This is a genomic window from Thalassorhabdus alkalitolerans, assembly GCF_042656525.1.
Taxonomy (GTDB): Bacteria; Bacillota; Bacilli; order Bacillales; family Marinococcaceae; genus Thalassorhabdus; species Thalassorhabdus alkalitolerans.
Genome location: NZ_JBHSOZ010000010.1, coordinates 157,424 through 174,191 on the forward strand (window position 1 = coordinate 157,424; position 16,768 = coordinate 174,191).

The 16,768-nt window shown below is 43.9% G+C and carries 18 protein-coding genes; 17 read left to right on the forward strand and 1 reads right to left on the reverse strand.

Features of this window, described 5'->3' with window-relative positions:
- Positions 1-68: 68 nt before the first annotated feature.
- From ACFPU1_RS15775 to ACFPU1_RS15800, 6 genes are all read left to right on the forward strand, one after another.
- The gene (locus ACFPU1_RS15775; protein WP_385942854.1) at positions 69-569 is read left to right on the forward strand and encodes a ubiquinol-cytochrome c reductase iron-sulfur subunit; all 501 of its coding nucleotides are present in this window, start codon (positions 69-71) and stop codon (positions 567-569) included.
- A gap of 14 nt (positions 570-583) precedes the next feature.
- Positions 584-1,255, forward strand: coding sequence for a menaquinol-cytochrome c reductase cytochrome b subunit (qcrB, locus tag ACFPU1_RS15780; RefSeq protein ID WP_054635662.1), 672 nt, complete (start codon positions 584-586; stop codon positions 1,253-1,255).
- A 54-nt stretch (positions 1,256-1,309) separates the two neighbouring features.
- On the forward strand, positions 1,310-2,140 hold the full coding sequence (locus ACFPU1_RS15785; protein WP_385942857.1) for a menaquinol-cytochrome c reductase cytochrome b/c subunit: 831 nt from the start codon (positions 1,310-1,312) through the stop codon (positions 2,138-2,140).
- Positions 2,141-2,301: 161 nt separating this feature from the next.
- The gene (lhaT, locus tag ACFPU1_RS15790) at positions 2,302-2,898 is read left to right on the forward strand and encodes a lipoprotein heptaprenylglyceryl N-acetyltransferase LhaT (protein WP_385942858.1); all 597 of its coding nucleotides are present in this window, start codon (positions 2,302-2,304) and stop codon (positions 2,896-2,898) included.
- Positions 2,899-2,970: 72 nt separating this feature from the next.
- Positions 2,971-3,756: a sporulation protein YpjB gene (locus ACFPU1_RS15795; RefSeq protein WP_054635664.1), complete on the forward strand. Its 786-nt coding sequence runs from the start codon at positions 2,971-2,973 to the stop codon at positions 3,754-3,756.
- 100 nt (positions 3,757-3,856) lie between these two features.
- Positions 3,857-4,540, forward strand: coding sequence for a zinc metallopeptidase (locus ACFPU1_RS15800; RefSeq protein ID WP_054635665.1), 684 nt, complete (start codon positions 3,857-3,859; stop codon positions 4,538-4,540).
- A gap of 62 nt (positions 4,541-4,602) precedes the next feature.
- On the opposite strand, the gene ACFPU1_RS15805 is transcribed toward ACFPU1_RS15800, so the two are convergent.
- A complete protein-coding gene (locus tag ACFPU1_RS15805) occupies positions 4,603-5,478 on the reverse strand; it encodes a YitT family protein (protein ID WP_385942861.1) in 876 nt (291 codons plus the stop codon).
- 88 nt (positions 5,479-5,566) lie between these two features.
- Between ACFPU1_RS15805 and ACFPU1_RS15810 the strand changes: the two genes are divergently transcribed.
- The 11 genes from ACFPU1_RS15810 to dinG all read left to right on the forward strand — a co-directional run bounded on the left by ACFPU1_RS15810 (position 5,567) and on the right by dinG (position 16,746).
- Positions 5,567-5,962 carry a nucleotide pyrophosphohydrolase gene (locus ACFPU1_RS15810; RefSeq protein WP_083465291.1) on the forward strand — a complete coding sequence of 132 codons (396 nt, stop codon included), beginning with the start codon at positions 5,567-5,569 and terminating at the stop codon, positions 5,960-5,962.
- Positions 5,962-6,765 (forward strand): 4-hydroxy-tetrahydrodipicolinate reductase, encoded by an 804-nt coding sequence (gene dapB / locus ACFPU1_RS15815; RefSeq protein ID WP_385942863.1) that lies wholly within the window; start codon positions 5,962-5,964, stop codon positions 6,763-6,765. Before ACFPU1_RS15810 ends, dapB begins: the two co-directional genes overlap by 1 nt.
- Before the next feature lie 9 nt (positions 6,766-6,774).
- Positions 6,775-7,182: a methylglyoxal synthase gene (locus ACFPU1_RS15820; protein WP_054635667.1), complete on the forward strand. Its 408-nt coding sequence runs from the start codon at positions 6,775-6,777 to the stop codon at positions 7,180-7,182.
- On the forward strand, positions 7,179-7,871 hold the full coding sequence (gene bshB1 / locus ACFPU1_RS15825) for a bacillithiol biosynthesis deacetylase BshB1 (protein WP_385942866.1): 693 nt from the start codon (positions 7,179-7,181) through the stop codon (positions 7,869-7,871). The genes ACFPU1_RS15820 and bshB1 overlap by 4 nt, the downstream gene beginning before the upstream one ends.
- A gap of 2 nt (positions 7,872-7,873) precedes the next feature.
- Positions 7,874-9,013: an N-acetyl-alpha-D-glucosaminyl L-malate synthase BshA gene (gene bshA / locus ACFPU1_RS15830; RefSeq protein ID WP_385942868.1), complete on the forward strand. Its 1,140-nt coding sequence runs from the start codon at positions 7,874-7,876 to the stop codon at positions 9,011-9,013.
- Positions 9,014-10,186, forward strand: a complete 1,173-nt coding sequence (locus ACFPU1_RS15835; RefSeq protein ID WP_385942870.1) for a CCA tRNA nucleotidyltransferase — start codon at positions 9,014-9,016, stop codon at positions 10,184-10,186.
- Complete coding sequence (locus tag ACFPU1_RS15840) at positions 10,183-11,163, forward strand: biotin--[acetyl-CoA-carboxylase] ligase (protein WP_385942872.1); 981 nt, start codon at positions 10,183-10,185, stop codon at positions 11,161-11,163. The genes ACFPU1_RS15835 and ACFPU1_RS15840 overlap by 4 nt, the downstream gene beginning before the upstream one ends.
- Before the next feature lie 302 nt (positions 11,164-11,465).
- Positions 11,466-12,302 (forward strand): 3-methyl-2-oxobutanoate hydroxymethyltransferase, encoded by an 837-nt coding sequence (gene panB / locus ACFPU1_RS15845; protein WP_054635671.1) that lies wholly within the window; start codon positions 11,466-11,468, stop codon positions 12,300-12,302.
- Positions 12,302-13,171, forward strand: a complete 870-nt coding sequence (gene panC, locus ACFPU1_RS15850) for a pantoate--beta-alanine ligase (RefSeq protein WP_385942874.1) — start codon at positions 12,302-12,304, stop codon at positions 13,169-13,171. Before panB ends, panC begins: the two co-directional genes overlap by 1 nt.
- Before the next feature lie 19 nt (positions 13,172-13,190).
- Entirely contained in the window at positions 13,191-13,574 is a 384-nt protein-coding gene (gene panD, locus ACFPU1_RS15855; RefSeq protein ID WP_054635673.1) for an aspartate 1-decarboxylase, read from the forward strand.
- A gap of 355 nt (positions 13,575-13,929) precedes the next feature.
- Positions 13,930-16,746, forward strand: coding sequence for an ATP-dependent DNA helicase DinG (gene dinG / locus ACFPU1_RS15860; RefSeq protein ID WP_385942876.1), 2,817 nt, complete (start codon positions 13,930-13,932; stop codon positions 16,744-16,746).
- Positions 16,747-16,768 lie beyond the last annotated feature (22 nt).

Sequence of the window (16,768 nt, forward strand, 5' to 3'; positions counted from 1 at the left end):
TAGTGTTATATTGTGTGTGATAAACGTGTCCGGATGGACTTAACCTATATAGTAGGGGGGGAAATGTGGTGAGTGAAAAGAATCATAATGTCTCAAGACGTCAATTTCTTACATACACTTTAACGGGTGTAGGTGGATTCATGGCGGCTGGAATGCTTTTACCTATGGCTCGGTTTGCAATCGATCCTGTATTGCAGGTAGGAGCGGAAGGTGACTTTATTGCTGTAGCGGAAGTGGATGAGCTGACTGAGGAGCCTCAGCGTTTTGACTTTAGTTTTGAACAAGAAGACGGCTGGTACACTTCTGAAACGACTAATACAGCTTGGATTTATCAGGAAGGCGACGAAATCGTAGCTCTTTCTCCAATCTGTACTCACTTAGGATGTACAGTTAACTGGGAGGGTAGCGACGATTACCCTGAGCATTTCTATTGTCCGTGTCATTTTGGCTTATTTGAAAAAGATGGAACTAATGTGCCAGGTAGACCTCCAACAGAGCCACTTCATCGCTATGAACTAGAAGTTCGCGATGGCACTGTTTATCTAGGTCGACCAGAACCACAAATTTAGGAGGGGCGTCATCCATGCTTCAACGAGTTTATGATTGGATTGATGAACGCCTGGACATTACACCGATGTGGCGAGATATTGCCGATCATGAGGTGCCTGAGCATGTTAACCCGGCACATCACTTTTCGGCATTTGTTTACTGCTTCGGCGGACTAACTTTCTTTATTACAGTTATTCAAATCTTGTCCGGGATGTTCTTGACCATGTACTATGTACCCGATATCGTTAATGCCTATGAATCTGTAAGGTATCTCCAGAGTGAGGTTGCTTTTGGAATGATTGTCCGGGGCATGCACCACTGGGGAGCTAGTTTAGTAATTGTAATGATGTTCCTACATACGCTGCGCGTATTCTTCACAGGAGCGTACAAAAAACCGCGTGAACTTAACTGGGTTGTAGGTGTACTTATTTTCTTTACAATGCTCGCTTTAGGTTTTACTGGATACTTATTGCCTTGGGATATGAAAGCATATTTCGCAACTGTCGTAGGACTTGAGATTGCTGAAGCCGTTCCGTTTGTCGGTGAATTGGCAGCTACATTGCTTGCCGGCGGTGAAATTATTGGTGCCCAGACTCTGACCCGATTCTTCGCTATTCATGTATTCTTCTTGCCTGGCGCTTTATTGGGACTTATGGCGGCACACTTTATTATGATCAGAAGACAAGGTATCTCTGGCCCATTGTAGGCCTCAGCGTTACTGATTATTTGTTTTTTGTACTGAGACTGAGGAGGGAAACCGATGCATCGTGGAAAAGGTATGAGGTTCGTTGGGGACTCCCGTGTTCCTGCTGACCGTAAACCCAATATTCCTAAAGACTATTCGGAATATCCGGGTAAGACCGAAGCCTTTTGGCCAAACTTTCTTTTGCGTGAATGGATGGTCGGGGCTGTCTTTCTCATTGGGTATTTGTGTTTAACTATTGCACATCCAGCACCACTGGAGCGCGTGGCTGATCCAACGGACTCTGGCTATATTCCTTTGCCGGACTGGTATTTCTTATTTTTATACCAGCTTTTAAAGTATGAGTTTGCTGCCGGGGCCTATACGGTTGTTGGAGCTGTAATTATCCCGGGACTTGCTTTTGGGGCACTTCTTCTTGCACCTTGGCTTGATACAGGGAAAGAAAGAAGAGCGTCTCGTCGTCCGATTGCAAGTGCAATGATGTTTCTTGGTGTTATTGCTACCATTTATCTTACTTGGGAATCTGTAGACCAGCATGACTGGGAAGCGGCAGCTGAACAAGGTGAGATGATGGACGAGGACGATTTGGTTGATATTGTGGAAGATCATGAGGGTTATGACATTTACGTTGAGCAAGGCTGTATCGGCTGTCACGGTGACCAGATGGAAGGCGCCGGAGCAGCAGGTCCTGACCTGTATGATGTACCTTATGATGTTGATCAAATTGCTGAAATTGCCGTAGAAGGTATTGGAGAAATGCCTGGAGTATTTGACGGCAGTGACGAAGAGCTTGAAATTCTTGCTGAATACATCGCCGCTAACGGACAGCCTGATGGAGAAGGCAACGGCGGAGATGATGAAGACGACGAGGAAGAAGAAGAAGAATAAGGATTACTGAAAAAGCTGACTGAAAGGTCAGCTTTTTCTTGTAGATGAGTGTATCCCACTGTACATAAAACCTCTGCTAATGCAGCAGATTCTGCAGAGGATCAGGAAAAGAGCAGGGAGCAACACGGGATGACAAAGTTGGAAACGGGGAATGATATTTCATGTCAAAATTGCTGTACTGGCTGGCTTCTCCCTTCATGCTGGCCGTTCTGCTGATTATAAATATCCTTGGGACGATTTATGGATACTGGTGGTACAAAGATCAACTTGCGATCACCCCCACTCACTTTTTGGTTTTTGTACCAGACAGCCCGACCGCAAGTTTATTTTTTTGCTTTGTACTTGCTTTGTTTTTGTTTAGAAAAAATAACGGTTTAATCGAAGCTTTGGCGGCAGTAACGCTGGTAAAGTATGGGATATGGGCTGTCGTAATGAACATCGTGCCCGGTTTTATGGGGGCAGAACTCGGGTGGCAGAATTATCTGCTGATCGCTTCTCACCTTGGCATGGCCATTCAAGGTCTGTTGTTTGCTCCTTTTTACCGTATAAAGGTATGGCACCTGGCTGTTGTGTCGGTCTGGACGCTGCACAATGATGTTATAGATTACATCTACGGCATGCATCCATGGGTTTCCGGGCTTTTAACAGATCACATCCACCATGTTGCATACTTTACATTCTGGCTTTCCATCGGTTCTATCTGGATCGTGTATGTAACTGGTGTCAGAAGCGAGCGCAAAAAACTGCAGCTTCCTTAGCAACCCTTTCCTTTGTTCTACTCTTGTCCAAAAAAGCATAAGGATGAGAGAGAGGAAAAAGGAGGGAAAACGTTGCGTGTTTGTGTATGCTTCCTATTAGTCGTTGTTCATATAAGCTTTCTGTTCAATGGTCAAGCGCTGGCTGATGACACAGTTGACTTCCATTCACTAAATAAAAAAGCGGATATGGCACTGCGCCTCGTGCAAGAAGAAAGATATGAAGAGGGCAAGCAGGTACTTAACTGGATAGGAGACAGGCTTCCGGAAATGGACTATGAAAAGGAAGATCTGAATTCAAGAGATATGGGCACCTTAATACGAGCTTATGAAGGAGCACAGGAGGGCGTGACAGCTGCTGATCTTCCGCCGGAAGAGAGAGTCCGCCATCTTCTTACTTTCAGACTTGCTCTAGACAGTGTAATCAGCAGGGAAAATCCCTTATGGAAAAAAACAGAGCCTACGCTTCAAGAAAAGCTGAAGGAAGTGTACCAGCATGCAGTGAATCAGGAAGAGCAGGAAGCCCAGCGTGTTTTTAATGAGTGGCTGAGACAGTTTGAGATCATTCGCCCTGCTTTTACAATACGTGAAGAACCGGCTGTTTATGAACGGGTTTCTTCTTATGTAAAGTTTATGGATCAAAACAGAAGGGAATGGCTTCAGGAAGATGGGGGAGAACACTTAGAAAAGCTGGAAAAGGAAATGAAGTCTCTTTTTCATCCAGAAAACCGAGATTCTGCTATTGATCCATCCCTGCTTTGGGTGATGATATCAGTAGGAGGAATGGTCATTCTTTCTCTTACCTATGCAGGGTGGAAGAAATATAAGGGAGAAAAAGGACGGGAAAAAATGAAGCAGTAGAATCTGTCACAAAGGCTTAAAACGTTTCGATTGACGCCTTACAGCGGATTCAGTAAAATAATAGGTAAATAGAGATAGATTGGAGGGTGGAGGTGAAATTATGAGTTTAACAATGATGATTATTTATTTCGGGCTTCTCATTTTGATCCCGATTTGGGCGCAAATGCGAGTGAAAAGCGCTTATAGAAAGTATTCACAGGTTCAGAACTCCTCAGGGATGAGCGGAGCTGACGTGGCAAGGAAGATCCTCGACGAAAATGGACTTTTTGATGTAGCGGTTGAGCCGGTCAAAGGTCAGCTTACTGACCATTATGATCCCCGTTCCAAAGTTGTAAGGCTTTCAGAAGGAAACTATTACGGTCAGTCTGTAGCTGGTGCAGCTGTGGCAGCCCATGAGGTTGGTCACGCTATTCAGGATGCAGAAGACTATGCATTCCTTCGTTTCCGCCATGCCTTAGTTCCCATTGCAAACTTTGGATCCAATATTTCTTTCTTCCTCATTCTTGCGGGTATCCTTATGCAGGCTTCAGGTATGTTGCTGTTAGGGATTGTTTTCATGTCAGCAGCAGTGCTTTTCCAAGTGGTAACTCTGCCGGTTGAATTTAACGCTTCCAGTCGTGCGATGCACCAGGTCGTAGCCACTGGGATTATAAGAAATGATGAAGAACGTGAAACGAGAAAGGTACTAGATGCAGCAGCCTTGACATACGTTGCAGCAGCACTAGTGGCAGTTCTTGAATTGGTTCGTTTTGTGATGATGTATTTCATGATGAACGACGACTAAAAAAACCTCCAATCTGGAGGTTTTTTTAGTCGGTCCACTTTATAAAGGGCACCTGCCAGGGCTTACTGGTGCCCTAATGGCTTTTTGTTTTCATCGAGCGTGAATCCTTCACCAGAAACATCCTGAACGTCGTTAATGGTGACAAAGGCATGAGGATCAATGCGAGTAACCAGGTTTTTCAGCCTCATTAGCTCACTTCTCCCGACCACACAGTAAAGAACTTCTTTTCTTGAACCGGTAAAGCTTCCTTTTCCTTGTAATGTCGTCGCTCCTCTATCCATTTCCTTTAAAATAGCCTCCGCGATCTCAGGAGCTTTTTCAGAAATAATAAATGAAGCTTTTGCAGAATAGGCTCCCTGCTGGATAAGGTCTATGACTTTTGCGGCAACAAAAACTGCAAGCAGTGTATACATGGCTTCCCGGTAATTCAAGTAAATCAAAGAGGAAGCTATGACTATACAATCAAAGGCAAATAACGTTTTCCCCATACTCCATCCGAAATAGCGAAAGCCCAGCTTGGCAATAATGTCCGCTCCACCGGTGGTTCCTCCGTAGCGAAAGACAATACCTAATCCGACACCAAGAAACACCCCTGCAATTAAGGCGACCAGAGTCATATCTTCATCAAGAGGAAGATGTACGACGGGGTAGACTTGAAAAAGCCACAGAAAAAAAGAAAGACCGATGGTGCCAATGACAGTGTAAGCAAATGCCGTTCTTCCCAGTATTCGATAACCAATGACGAAAAGAGGAATGTTTAATGCTAAATTAGAAAACGCAGGGTCTATCGTAAACATAAAATATAAAATTAAGGTAATACCTGTAAAGCCTCCATCTGCCAGGTTATTTTGCATATTAAAGTAGACGAGCCCAAAGGCCATCACCCCAGAACCCAGTAAAACAAAAATACAATTTTTCAGATGTTTTCCTATGCTCAAAATTACTGCCTCCTCGGATGAAACGAAAACTTAGTAAAGCCTTATTCATTATAAGGGATTGAAAAAGGGCGAGCAACGAACAACATGATTGTCAAACAGCTTTTCTTTCGCTACCATAAGGGAGAAGTGCGAGGTGGAAACAATGGAGAGAAAAACCATGGAACAAATGCAAAAAGAAGTTGATGAGTATATTGGCCAATTTAAAGAAGGGTACTTCAGCCCGCTTGCTATGCTTGCAAGGATGACAGAAGAAGTGGGTGAGCTTGCCCGCGAAGTTAATCATCTGTATGGAGAAAAGCCTAAAAAGTCCACTGAAGATGTAAAAGCAATGGAGCAGGAGATTGGAGACATGATGTTTGTCCTTATTTGCTTTGCTAATTCTTTGGATATTAATATGGAAGAATCCTTTGATCTGGTAATGGAAAAGTTTAATACGAGAGATAAGGATCGATGGACGAAAATAAATGAAGGGGATGATCAGTAATGGCTGAAACGATTCGAGTGATTATAGCAGGGCCGCGAGGAAACATGGGGAAAGAGGCAGTGTTATTAGTTAACAGGACACCTACCCTTGAGTTAGTAGCAGCAGTTGATTCAAGAAACGAAGGAAAGGAATTAAGAGAAGTTGAAGGGATGCCTGATGAATCAGCGAGAGTGTACACAGATATGGAACGATGCCTTCAGGACGTGGAAGCAGATGTTCTCATAGATCTTACGAACCCTGAAGCAGGAAAAGTACATATGGATTTAGCGTTAGATTATAATGTCCGTCCGGTAGTCGGGACAACAGGGTTTACAGAAGAGGATGTAAAGCGCCTGCGAAAGAAAGCTGAGGACAAAGAGCTTGGAGCGATCATTGCCCCTAACTTTGCTGTAGGTGCTGTATTAATGATGAAATTTTCCCAGATGGCAGCAAAGTATTTTGAAGACGTTGAAATTATAGAAAAGCACCATGACAGAAAGCTTGATGCACCCTCTGGCACAGCAATCAAAACGGCGCAACTAATTAGTGAAGTAAGAGAAGAGAAAAAGCAGGGGCATCCAGACGAAAAAGAAGAATGGGAAGGTGCAAGAGGAGCTGGTATGGAAGGTATGCACATTCACAGCATCCGTCTGCCGGGCCTTGTGGCACACCAGGAAGTGATGTTTGGCAGCAGTGGACAGACTCTTACCATAAAGCATGATTCCATTAACCGAGAATCGTTTATGCCTGGTGTAAAGCTCGCAGTGGAAACTGCAATGAAACTTGATACTCTTGTATACGGCTTAGAAAATATAATGGAATAAGGTGATCTGATGAATATAGCTTTGATTGCTCATGATCAAAAGAAGCAGGATATGGTCACGTTTACTATAGAAGCAAAAGAGATATTAAAAGATCACAAACTATATGCAACAGGAACTACAGGAAAGAGAATTACAGAAGCTGCGAATCTGGATGTAACTCGCTTTTTATCTGGACCTCTTGGAGGAGACCAGCAAATTGGTTCACTTGTCGCAAGTAATGATATTGATTTGGTTATTTTTTTCCGCGATCCTTTAATGGCCCAGCCTCATGAGCCGGATATTTCAGCCTTGTTGCGTTTATGTGATGTACATAACGTGCCTGCTGCCACGAATCCAGTCAGTGCCAGAGTAATGATAAAAGCCCTTCATGAGGGGCTGATTCCATCTAGACAAGATATTGCCGGAGGAGCGGAATGAATAGAGCTGATATATTAGCTGTCGGAGCCCACCCGGACGATGTAGAAATCGGCATGGGAGGGACCCTTGCAAAACATGTGGAGAAAGGAGCAAAGGTGGCCCTTTGCTCTCTTACCAAAGGAGAGCTGTCATCAAATGGTACAGTGGAAGAACGACAGCAGGAAGCAAGAGAGGCTGCTGAGGTGTTGGGCGTACAAAGGTATCAGCTTGAATTTAGTGATCGTTCATTGCATACAGAAGGAGAGGATTTTACAGAACTCGTGGCTTTAATTCGAGCTGTAAAGCCTAAGGTGGTATTTGCTCCTATGCCCGATCGGCATCCTGATCACGGCATGTGCGGAAAGATCGTAAAGGAAGCAGTCTTTAACGCCAAAATCAAAAAATACCAAGCCTTTCATACCGAAGCTCATAAAGCGGATGCTTTGCATTTTTACATGATAAACGGTATCCAGGAAGCGGACTTTTATGTGGACATATCAGCTTACATAGAGAAAAAGATTAAAGCTCTTTCCTGCTATAAAAGCCAGTTTGAAAAACGAGAAGGAACAATAGAAACCCCGTTGACGAATGGATATGTGGAAGGGGTTCGTGCCCGGGAATACGTTTTTGGCAAACAAGCAGGTGTGGGGTATGCAGAAGCATTCATAAAAGACAGCCCTCTTCTTATTGACAATCTATTAGGAGTATAGCCATGAGAAAATTGAAAATAGGAATTACCTGTTATCCAAGTGTCGGAGGCTCAGGGGTGATTGCAACTGAATTGGGGAAATTGTTAGCTGAAAGGGGCCATGAAATCCATTTTATTTCATCTAGTCTTCCTTTTCGATTAAATAAAGTGTATTCAAACATCTATTATCATGAAGTAGAAGTAAACCAATATGAAGTGTTTAAATACCCTCCTTATTCTTTGACGCTGGCAAGTAAAATGGCAGAAGTAATTAATGAGGAGGACCTTGATATTCTTCATGTCCATTATGCAGTCCCTCACGCAGTTTGTGCTTTGCTTGCCAAGGATATGACCGAGCGGGATGTTAAAATTATCACGACTCTGCACGGTACAGATATAACGGTTTTAGGATATGATCCTTCCTTAAAAGAAATTATCAAATACGGAATTAACCGCTCTGATGTGGTCACAGCCGTCTCATATGACCTGGTCAGGCAGACCAGGGAAATGTTTCATACCGACAGAGCAATAGAAACAGTGTACAACTTTATTGACGAACGTGTATATCAGGAAAAAGAAGTACCAGGTTTACGGGAGGCCTATGGAATAAAAGAAGGGGAAAAAGTGATTATCCACGTTTCCAACTTTCGGCCGGTGAAAAGGATAACAGATGTAATCGAAGCATTCTCAGTCGTAGCCTCGCAAATGGAAGCCAGGCTTTTAATGGTAGGAGACGGGCCGGAAAAAAACAAGGCAGCAGAAGTTTCCAGAAAACTAGGTATTGAAGATAAAGTTAAATTTCTAGGCAATCAAAAACATATAGCAGACCTGTTATCTATTTCTGATGTCATGTTTCTGTTATCTGAAAAAGAAAGCTTTGGCCTGGCAGCTTTAGAAGCGATGGCATGCGGAGTTCCTGTAGTCGGCACAGCGGTCGGGGGAATACCGGAAGTAGTTCTCGATGGAGAAACAGGTTTTATCACTCCGCCAGAAGATCCTGTGACAGCAGGTGAAAAAGCTGTTGAGCTTTTAGGAAACGAAAGCTTATACAAAAAGCTGTCGGTTTCTTCAAAGGAAAGGGCGCAGCAGCAGTTCTCATCGTTTTCCATTGTTGAGCAATATGAATCAATTTACAAAACAGCACTAGAAAACGAGGAAAATTAAATGGACCGCCAGCAAGATATTTGGAAAGGTGCAAAGGAATTATTGAGTGAAATAAAGCTTCACGGTTTTGAAGGTTATATTGTTGGCGGGGCAGTACGCGACTACTTGCTAAATGGACCAGTAAATGATATTGATATTGCGACAGATGCCCGGCCAGCAGAAATTGAAAGAATGTACCCGAAAACGGCAGCTCTGGGAAAAAAACATGGAACCATTTTAGTGTTGCACCGTGGCTTACCCTATGAAGTGACAACGTTTCGGGGAAAGAATGATGAAAGCAGCACATTATCAGCCGATTTAGAAAAAAGAGATTTTACAATGAACGCTATGGCTCTAACAGGAGATGAACTTGTTATTGACCCTTTCGGTGGGAAAAAGGATCTTGAAAGGGGACTCATACGAGGAGTCAAAGATCCTAATGCACGCATACTCGAAGACCCTTTGAGGATGATACGTGCCTTTCGCTTCATTGCCCAATATGATTTTCTCATTGAACCACAAACAAAAAACGCGATACGCTGCTTAGCAAAAGAATTGGACAACACAGCAGCAGAGCGTATAGGCAGTGAATGGGGGAAAATTCTCACAGGTCCTTACAGCCAGCGAGCTCTCAATGATTTTTTTACTTGTTTGCCCCTGACTTCTCTAAGGAAAGACTTGTTTCCTGAAAACTGGGAAATCCCAGACTCTTGGGAGCCAGTAGTAAGGGTAGAGGGGGAAGTCCAAAGCTGGGCTGCATTTTTACTTATAATGAATGAACAGGAACCTGGTTTTCGTTTAAAGAAGTGGAAGCGATCTAATTCGCTGCAAAAAAAGGTCAAACAAGTGATGTTTTGGAGCTGCTGGAGAAAGGCTAATGAATGGACGAACGAAGCCTTGTACCGGGCAGGGAAGACTGCGGCACTGGCTGCCGAGGAACTGTACGGTGTGTTCTTTAAGAAAAATGACGCCTGGAGCAAAGAAGAATTACATGCCAGGTTTGACAGTTTCCCTATTGCTTCTCGGGAAGATTTGTCTGTTAATGGCAGTGAACTTGCAGAGGCGCTTGAAAGAACACCAGGGCCCTGGATAAGTGAATGTCTAAAGGAACTGGAAACAGCCGTAATAAATAGCAAAGTAAGGAACTGTAAAGAAGACCTTATAACTTGGATAAAGGAGCAGATGGATCCATGAGAGGCAAACTGATTCAAGTACTTACAGAAGCCGGAAATGAGTTTACATCCGGGCAGTATTTAAGCGAGCAGCTGGGAATATCAAGAACAGCTGTGTGGAAGCATATCGAAGAATTGAGAAAAAGCGGGTACGAACTAGAGGCGGTCCCTCGAAAAGGGTATCGTCTTCTTTTTACACCGGACACAGTAAGTGCGGAAGAAATTTCTTCACGACTGACAACCTCTATCATGGGAGCTCAGGTTCATTATGAAAAGTCTGTACCCTCCACCCAGGAAGTAGCTCACAAATTGGCAAGGGACGGAGCTGCGGAAGGAACAGTGATAGTGGCTGATGAACAAACTAAGGGAAAAGGAAGGCTTGGCAGAGAATGGTTTTCGCCACCAGGGACAGGCCTCTGGTTCAGTCTGTTGCTGCGACCGGATATTCCTCCCCAGCAAGCGCCCCAGCTTACTTTGCTGACAGCAGTAGCTGTCATTGAAGGAATTGAGGAAGCAACTGGTGTAAAAGCAGAAATTAAATGGCCTAACGACCTTTTGGTACAAGGGAGAAAAATAGCTGGCATACTCACAGAAATGCAGTCAGAACCAGACAGAGTACAAGCTGTCATTGTAGGAGTAGGCATTAACGTGAATCAGGAAAAAAGCAGTCTTCCCGAAGACCTTCAGTCTATCGCCACATCTCTGGCTATTGAAAAAGGGACACCGTTTCACAGGGCTGACGTATTGACTTCAGTGCTCAAAAGGTATGAATATTGGTATCAGCACTTTTTGCACGAGGGATTTGATCGAGTGCGGAGACGATGGGAGGCCCTTGCTATTTCTTTTGGCCAAAAAATCACAGCTCGCACCGTTCAAGGAGCAGAATATGGAACGGCAAAGGGAATAACCGATGACGGTGTCCTCATCCTGGAAAAAGAAGACGGTGAAATAAAATATATTTACAGTGCAGATATTGAATTTAACAACGATACCAATTAAAATTTTGGTATAATCAATGGACAGGCAATATCCAAGTGAATTGCACTGGCCCATCATGACAGCTGGCTGTGCCAGCACAGTATCCAGACCATTTTTATTATTATGTCTGCCTTGATCCAACATTAAGGACAGGGACAGAGGGATGCAAGAAACCGTTTATCAGAGTGATCTGCTCGAGCAGGTTTAGTTTATCCTGCTTAAATGGTATAAATCCTTCTTCCCCAGGGAGAAGGAATTTTTGTGGTTACTCCATTCTGTGGTTTCTTTTGTATCTTCTCTGCTAAAAAAGGAGGAGAAGAGTAGTGAAAACAACTTCAGGTTTTCAGAAAATGAAATCATCCGGCGAAAAGATTGCAATGATGACTGCCTATGACGCGCCTTCTGCAAGGGGTGCAGAACAGGCGGGGGTTGACCTAATTCTTGTCGGTGATTCAGCAGGTATGGTAGTCCATGGCTATGATTCTACTGTGCCAGTTACATTGGAGGATATGATTTTGCATACGAAGGCCGTACGCCGCGGAGCGCCGGATACCTTTGTAGTAACAGATATGCCTTTTTTAACCTATCACGAAGGAACAAAAGAAACTGTTCAGAATGCAAGACGCCTTATTCAGGAAGGCGGAGCCCATGCGGTAAAAATGGAAGGGGCCGGAAACGTTGTCGACAGTATTTCTGCTTTAACATCCGGCGGTGTTCCTGTCATGGCTCACTTAGGCCTCACCCCGCAGTCTGTGGGAGTCCTAGGCGGCTACAAAGTACAGGGGAAAAGTGATGAGGCAGCCCATGCATTGCTTGAAGAGGCAAAAGAAATTGAAAGTGCCGGAGCTTTTTCAATTGTATTAGAGTGCGTGCCAAAGCAGCTTGCTGAGCTGGTTTCAAAACAACTTTCTATCCCTGTGATTGGTATAGGAGCTGGAAAAGATACAGACGGACAAGTGCTTGTTTATCATGATGTCATTGGTTACGGGAATGGGTTTGTGCCAAAGTTTGTGAAACAATACAGTGATGTGGATTCTATCATCGAAAAAGCCATCGCAGAGTACGTAAACGAAGTGAAGGAACAGAGATTCCCCGAAGAACAGCACACCTTTACGATGAAAGAAGAACAGCTGAAAAGTTTTTACGGAGGTGTGAAGTAGTGCGGGTCGTACGAACAATCGCGGAGCTTAAAACAGAACTTTCCCGCAAGAAAAACGAGGGACATGAGATTGGTTTTGTTCCTACAATGGGATATTTGCATGAAGCGCATTTACGGCTGGTGGATCGAGCCTGCCAGGAAAACGGCACCGTGGTGATGAGTATTTTTGTTAACCCTCTTCAATTCGGTCCTAATGAGGATTTTGACCGCTATCCAAGAGACATTGAAAGAGATAAGAAATTGGCAGAGGAACGGGGTGTAGATATACTGTTTTGCCCCGAAACGAAGGAGATGTATCCCTCGCCCCTTTCTGTCACAGTGCAGGTAAAGGAGGGGACAGACGTTTTATGCGGCAGGCATCGTCCGGGTCATTTTGATGGGGTGGCGACTGTCGTATTGAAACTCCTTCATATGGTAGAGCCGTCTCGTATTTATTTTGGTATGAAAGATGCTCAGCAAGTAGCAGTCATCGAAAAGATGGTCAGTGACTTAAACATCCCTGTGACGGTAGTGCCGTGTGAAACAATAAGGGAAAACGACGGACTGGCCAAGAGTTCAAGAAATGTGTATCTTTCTGAACAAGAGAGGCGTCAGGCCCCTGCCTTGTATGAGAGTCTTGTTCAGGGAGCAGCATTGATAAACGAAGGGGAAGATCGGCCGGAGAAGGTCATTGAAAAAGTAAAGGACATGATTGAGGCCAAAACAGACGGAGAAATAGATTATGTTGAGCTTCTCTCTTATCCGGATTTAAAGCCTGTTGAGTCGATAGAGGGCAGAGTAATTATAGCTGCTGCTCTGCGTTTTGAGAAAGCTCGCCTGATTGACAATATCACATTAGAGGCCAGCCGCAAAGCTGCGGCCGCCTATTAAATTTATTGGGGGAAAGAATATGTTTCGTACTATGATGAAGTCGAAAATTCATCGTGCAACTGTCACCGAAGCGGATCTGAACTACGTAGGAAGCATAACGATTGACCAGGATATATTAGAGGCTGTAAACATTATTGAAAATGAAAAGGTTCAAGTGGTAAACAATAATAATGGCGCACGGCTGGAAACGTATGTGATCGCTGGCGAAAGAGGCAGCGGAGTGTTTTGCTTAAATGGAGCAGCTGCCCGTCTTGTCCAGCCCGGGGATCTTATCATTGTGATTGCTTATGCGATGGTCGAAGAGAAAAACTTGGAGAAGTTTGAACCAAAAGTAGCCATAATGAATGATAAGAATGAAATTGAGACATTAATGGCCACAGAACCAGCACATACAATTTTATAATAGGAGAGGCGGTTGTCTTAAAAGTCTCGACTCCTCGTTAAGCGAGCTGGAAGGGTTCACTCCAGCTCGTTTGTTTGTATGTTTTCAGAAGGCGTGGGATCGTTCATTACCATCAGCATATGTTTTACTATACTTGGCCGCATGTACCTTTTTTCAGCCCGCCCTTGTGGAAAACTTCCGAAAGATAAGGACCCTGCTTCAAAACTTAAACGTAATTGGTGCTTTACCTGATAGAGAAATATAAGTTGGTAACGGTCGAGAGATAATCCATGTTTTTAATCTGTTATAATAAATGAGTGTGGAAAAATGCACCTATAGTTTTTAGCCATCGTGAAAGGCAGCAGGGGTGAAAAAATTGACTGAAAGATACGTAATTATAGATGTAGAAACAACTGGAAATGCTCCCAAAAAAGGAGACAGGATTATTCAAATCGGTGCAGTCGCTGTAGAAAACGAAGTAATTGTTGATTCCTACTCTTCTTTTTTTAACCCGGGGCACAGCATTCCTTCCTTCATACAGCAGCTAACTGGTATCACTGATAATGATGTGGCTGACGCTCCATTATTTGAAGAACAGGTGCCGAGACTCCTTACGTTTTTGGAAGGTTCCTATTTTGTCGCCCATAACGTTCCTTTTGATCTCTCTTTCATTAATGGGGAATTAGAAAGGGCAGGTTATGAGCCATTTGGAGGCCCGGTGATAGATACCGTTGAATGCGCCCGCCTTCTTTACCCGACAGAAGCAAGCTATCAGCTGAATCAGCTCGCAGACACCTTTTCTGTCGTTCATGACCGCCCTCATCAGGCGGACAGTGATGCAGAAGTTACAGCTATTATCTGGATGAAACTGAAGAAAAAACTTGAAGAGCTGCCAGCAGCTACGCTGCATCGTCTGCTTCCATTATCAAAACACCTGGAAAGCGAGATTGAGCCTATCATTCAAAGTGCTCTCAGAGAAAAAGTGAAAGCAGATGCTGAAGACCCGGCTCATATTGAAGTGTATCGCCAAATAGCTCTTAAAAGGAAGACTCCCTTTCAAAAGAGAAGTCAAAAACAGCCGGATGGGGAACAGAGAATAAACAGCAATGAATTTTTCAAGCAAGAAGGGCACCTGGCTCGTGCGATGAACAAATATGAATATCGTTCCGGACAGGAAGATATGTCAGCTTCAATACATGATGCTTTTAATCAGAACAGCCATTTACTTGTAGAAGCAGGTACAGGAACAGGAAAATCACTGGCTTACCTGCTTCCTGCCGTCGAGTTTGCCAAGCAAACGAACCGTCCTGTAATTGTGTCTACGCAAACGATCACGCTGCAGGACCAGCTGATGGCTCAGGAAATCCCCCTTCTGCAAAAAGCTCTTCCTTATACCTTTGATGTTTCCCTGTTAAAAGGCAGAAGTCATTACTTATGCTTGCGGAAGTTTGAACAGCTTCTTGATGAACAGCCCGAACATTATGAGCAGGCTTTGGCACTGGGACAGCTTCTCGTCTGGCTTACAGAAACAGAATATGGGGATGTTGAAGAACTTAACCTTGTGGGTGGAGCTTCCCGGAGGTTCTGGGATCAAGTGAAGAGCGACGGGGAATCATGTACGGGTCCTTCCTGCCCATGGTTTTCACGCTGCTTTTATCAACAGGCAAGAGAAAGGGCTTTTCATGGAGATATTGTGGTAACTAATCATGCTTTGTTGTTTACGGACATGGTACATGACCAGTCTCTATTGCCTGGGTACCGGCATGCTGTAATTGATGAAGCCCATCATTTAGAGCAGCTGGCAAGCCAGCACCTGGGAATTGAAACAGATTACACCAGGTTCACTCATCTCATTCATCGCCTTGGAACAATGGATAATGAGGGTCTTCTTGCTCAAAGTGTAGCCATTATTCCTGACGGTCCCCCGATAAAAGAGCAGGGATGGGTAAAGGCAAGAACTGAAAAACTGGCTGATTTGAAATTTGAAATAGATGAGCTCTTTCGAATGCTTCATGGTTTTTGTCTGGGCCGCTCCAAACGAGGAAGCTCTGAAGTAGGAAGGCTTTCCATACGTTTTTCCCCTTCAGAGGAAAAGGGATTGTCGGCTATCCAGGAAGGAGCCAAAAGAGTGGTTATGCTTCTTGAAGAAGAGGGAAAGAAGCTTCTGGAAGTCGGTGATCATATAGATCAAGAGCTCCTCTCCTTTCAAGAACGGGGGATTGTCTCAGATTTTTTATCAGCAGTAAGAGACTTGCTGGCAGAAGGAACCATGCTTGAAAAATTGCTCCTTGAAGAAGATCCTAATATGGTGTATTGGATGGAAGCAGAAAGCAAAGGCGCTCAAAATGCCACGTATTTGTATGCCCGTCCAATCGATGTTTCCGAACTGCTGGCTGATAAACTTTTTGCAAAAAAAGACAGCGTGATTATGACTTCGGCAACCTTGACCGTTAAAAATTCTTTTCGGTTTATAAAAAAACGGTTAGGCCTTGATGACTTTGGAGTTGAAACCTTATCTGTTCCCTCTCCTTTTAACTACCAAAGACAGGCCAAGTTGTTAATACCAGAGGATATGGGCAGCATTAAAAGGGCAGATGAAAAAGCTTTTATCGAGCAAACAGCAGAGTTTATTTATCATAGTGCCTCTATTACGCAAGGCCGTATGCTTGTACTATTTACATCGTTCGATATGCTCAGAAAAACGTACAGGTTATTGCGAGAATGGGATGATGAAGGTGATTTTGTCCTGATCGGCCAAGGGGTAAAAACAGGAAGCCGAACAAAGCTAATGAAGACATTCAGACAGCATGAAAGGTCCATTCTCTTGGGAACAAGCACTTTTTGGGAGGGTGTTGATATTCCAGGTGACGCTTTAAGCTGCCTTGTAATCGTGCGCCTGCCGTTTTCTCCTCCTGACGAGCCTGTTTTGCAGGCTAAATCTGAAAAAGTGAAAGCAGAGGGGAAAAATCCATTTTCTGAATTGTCTCTTCCACAGGCTGTGCTGAGATTTAAACAGGGATTCGGACGTCTGATTCGCCAGGAAAACGATAAAGGGGTGGTGGTGGTCCTTGATAAAAGGCTGCTGCAATCATCCTATGGCAAAGATTTTATAAGGTCTCTTCCAAAGGTACCGGTTATTCAGAAACCAATGGACGAAGTATTAAATGAAATTGATCGTTTTTTAAATGAGTAAGTTCATAAGCTGCTATAAAATC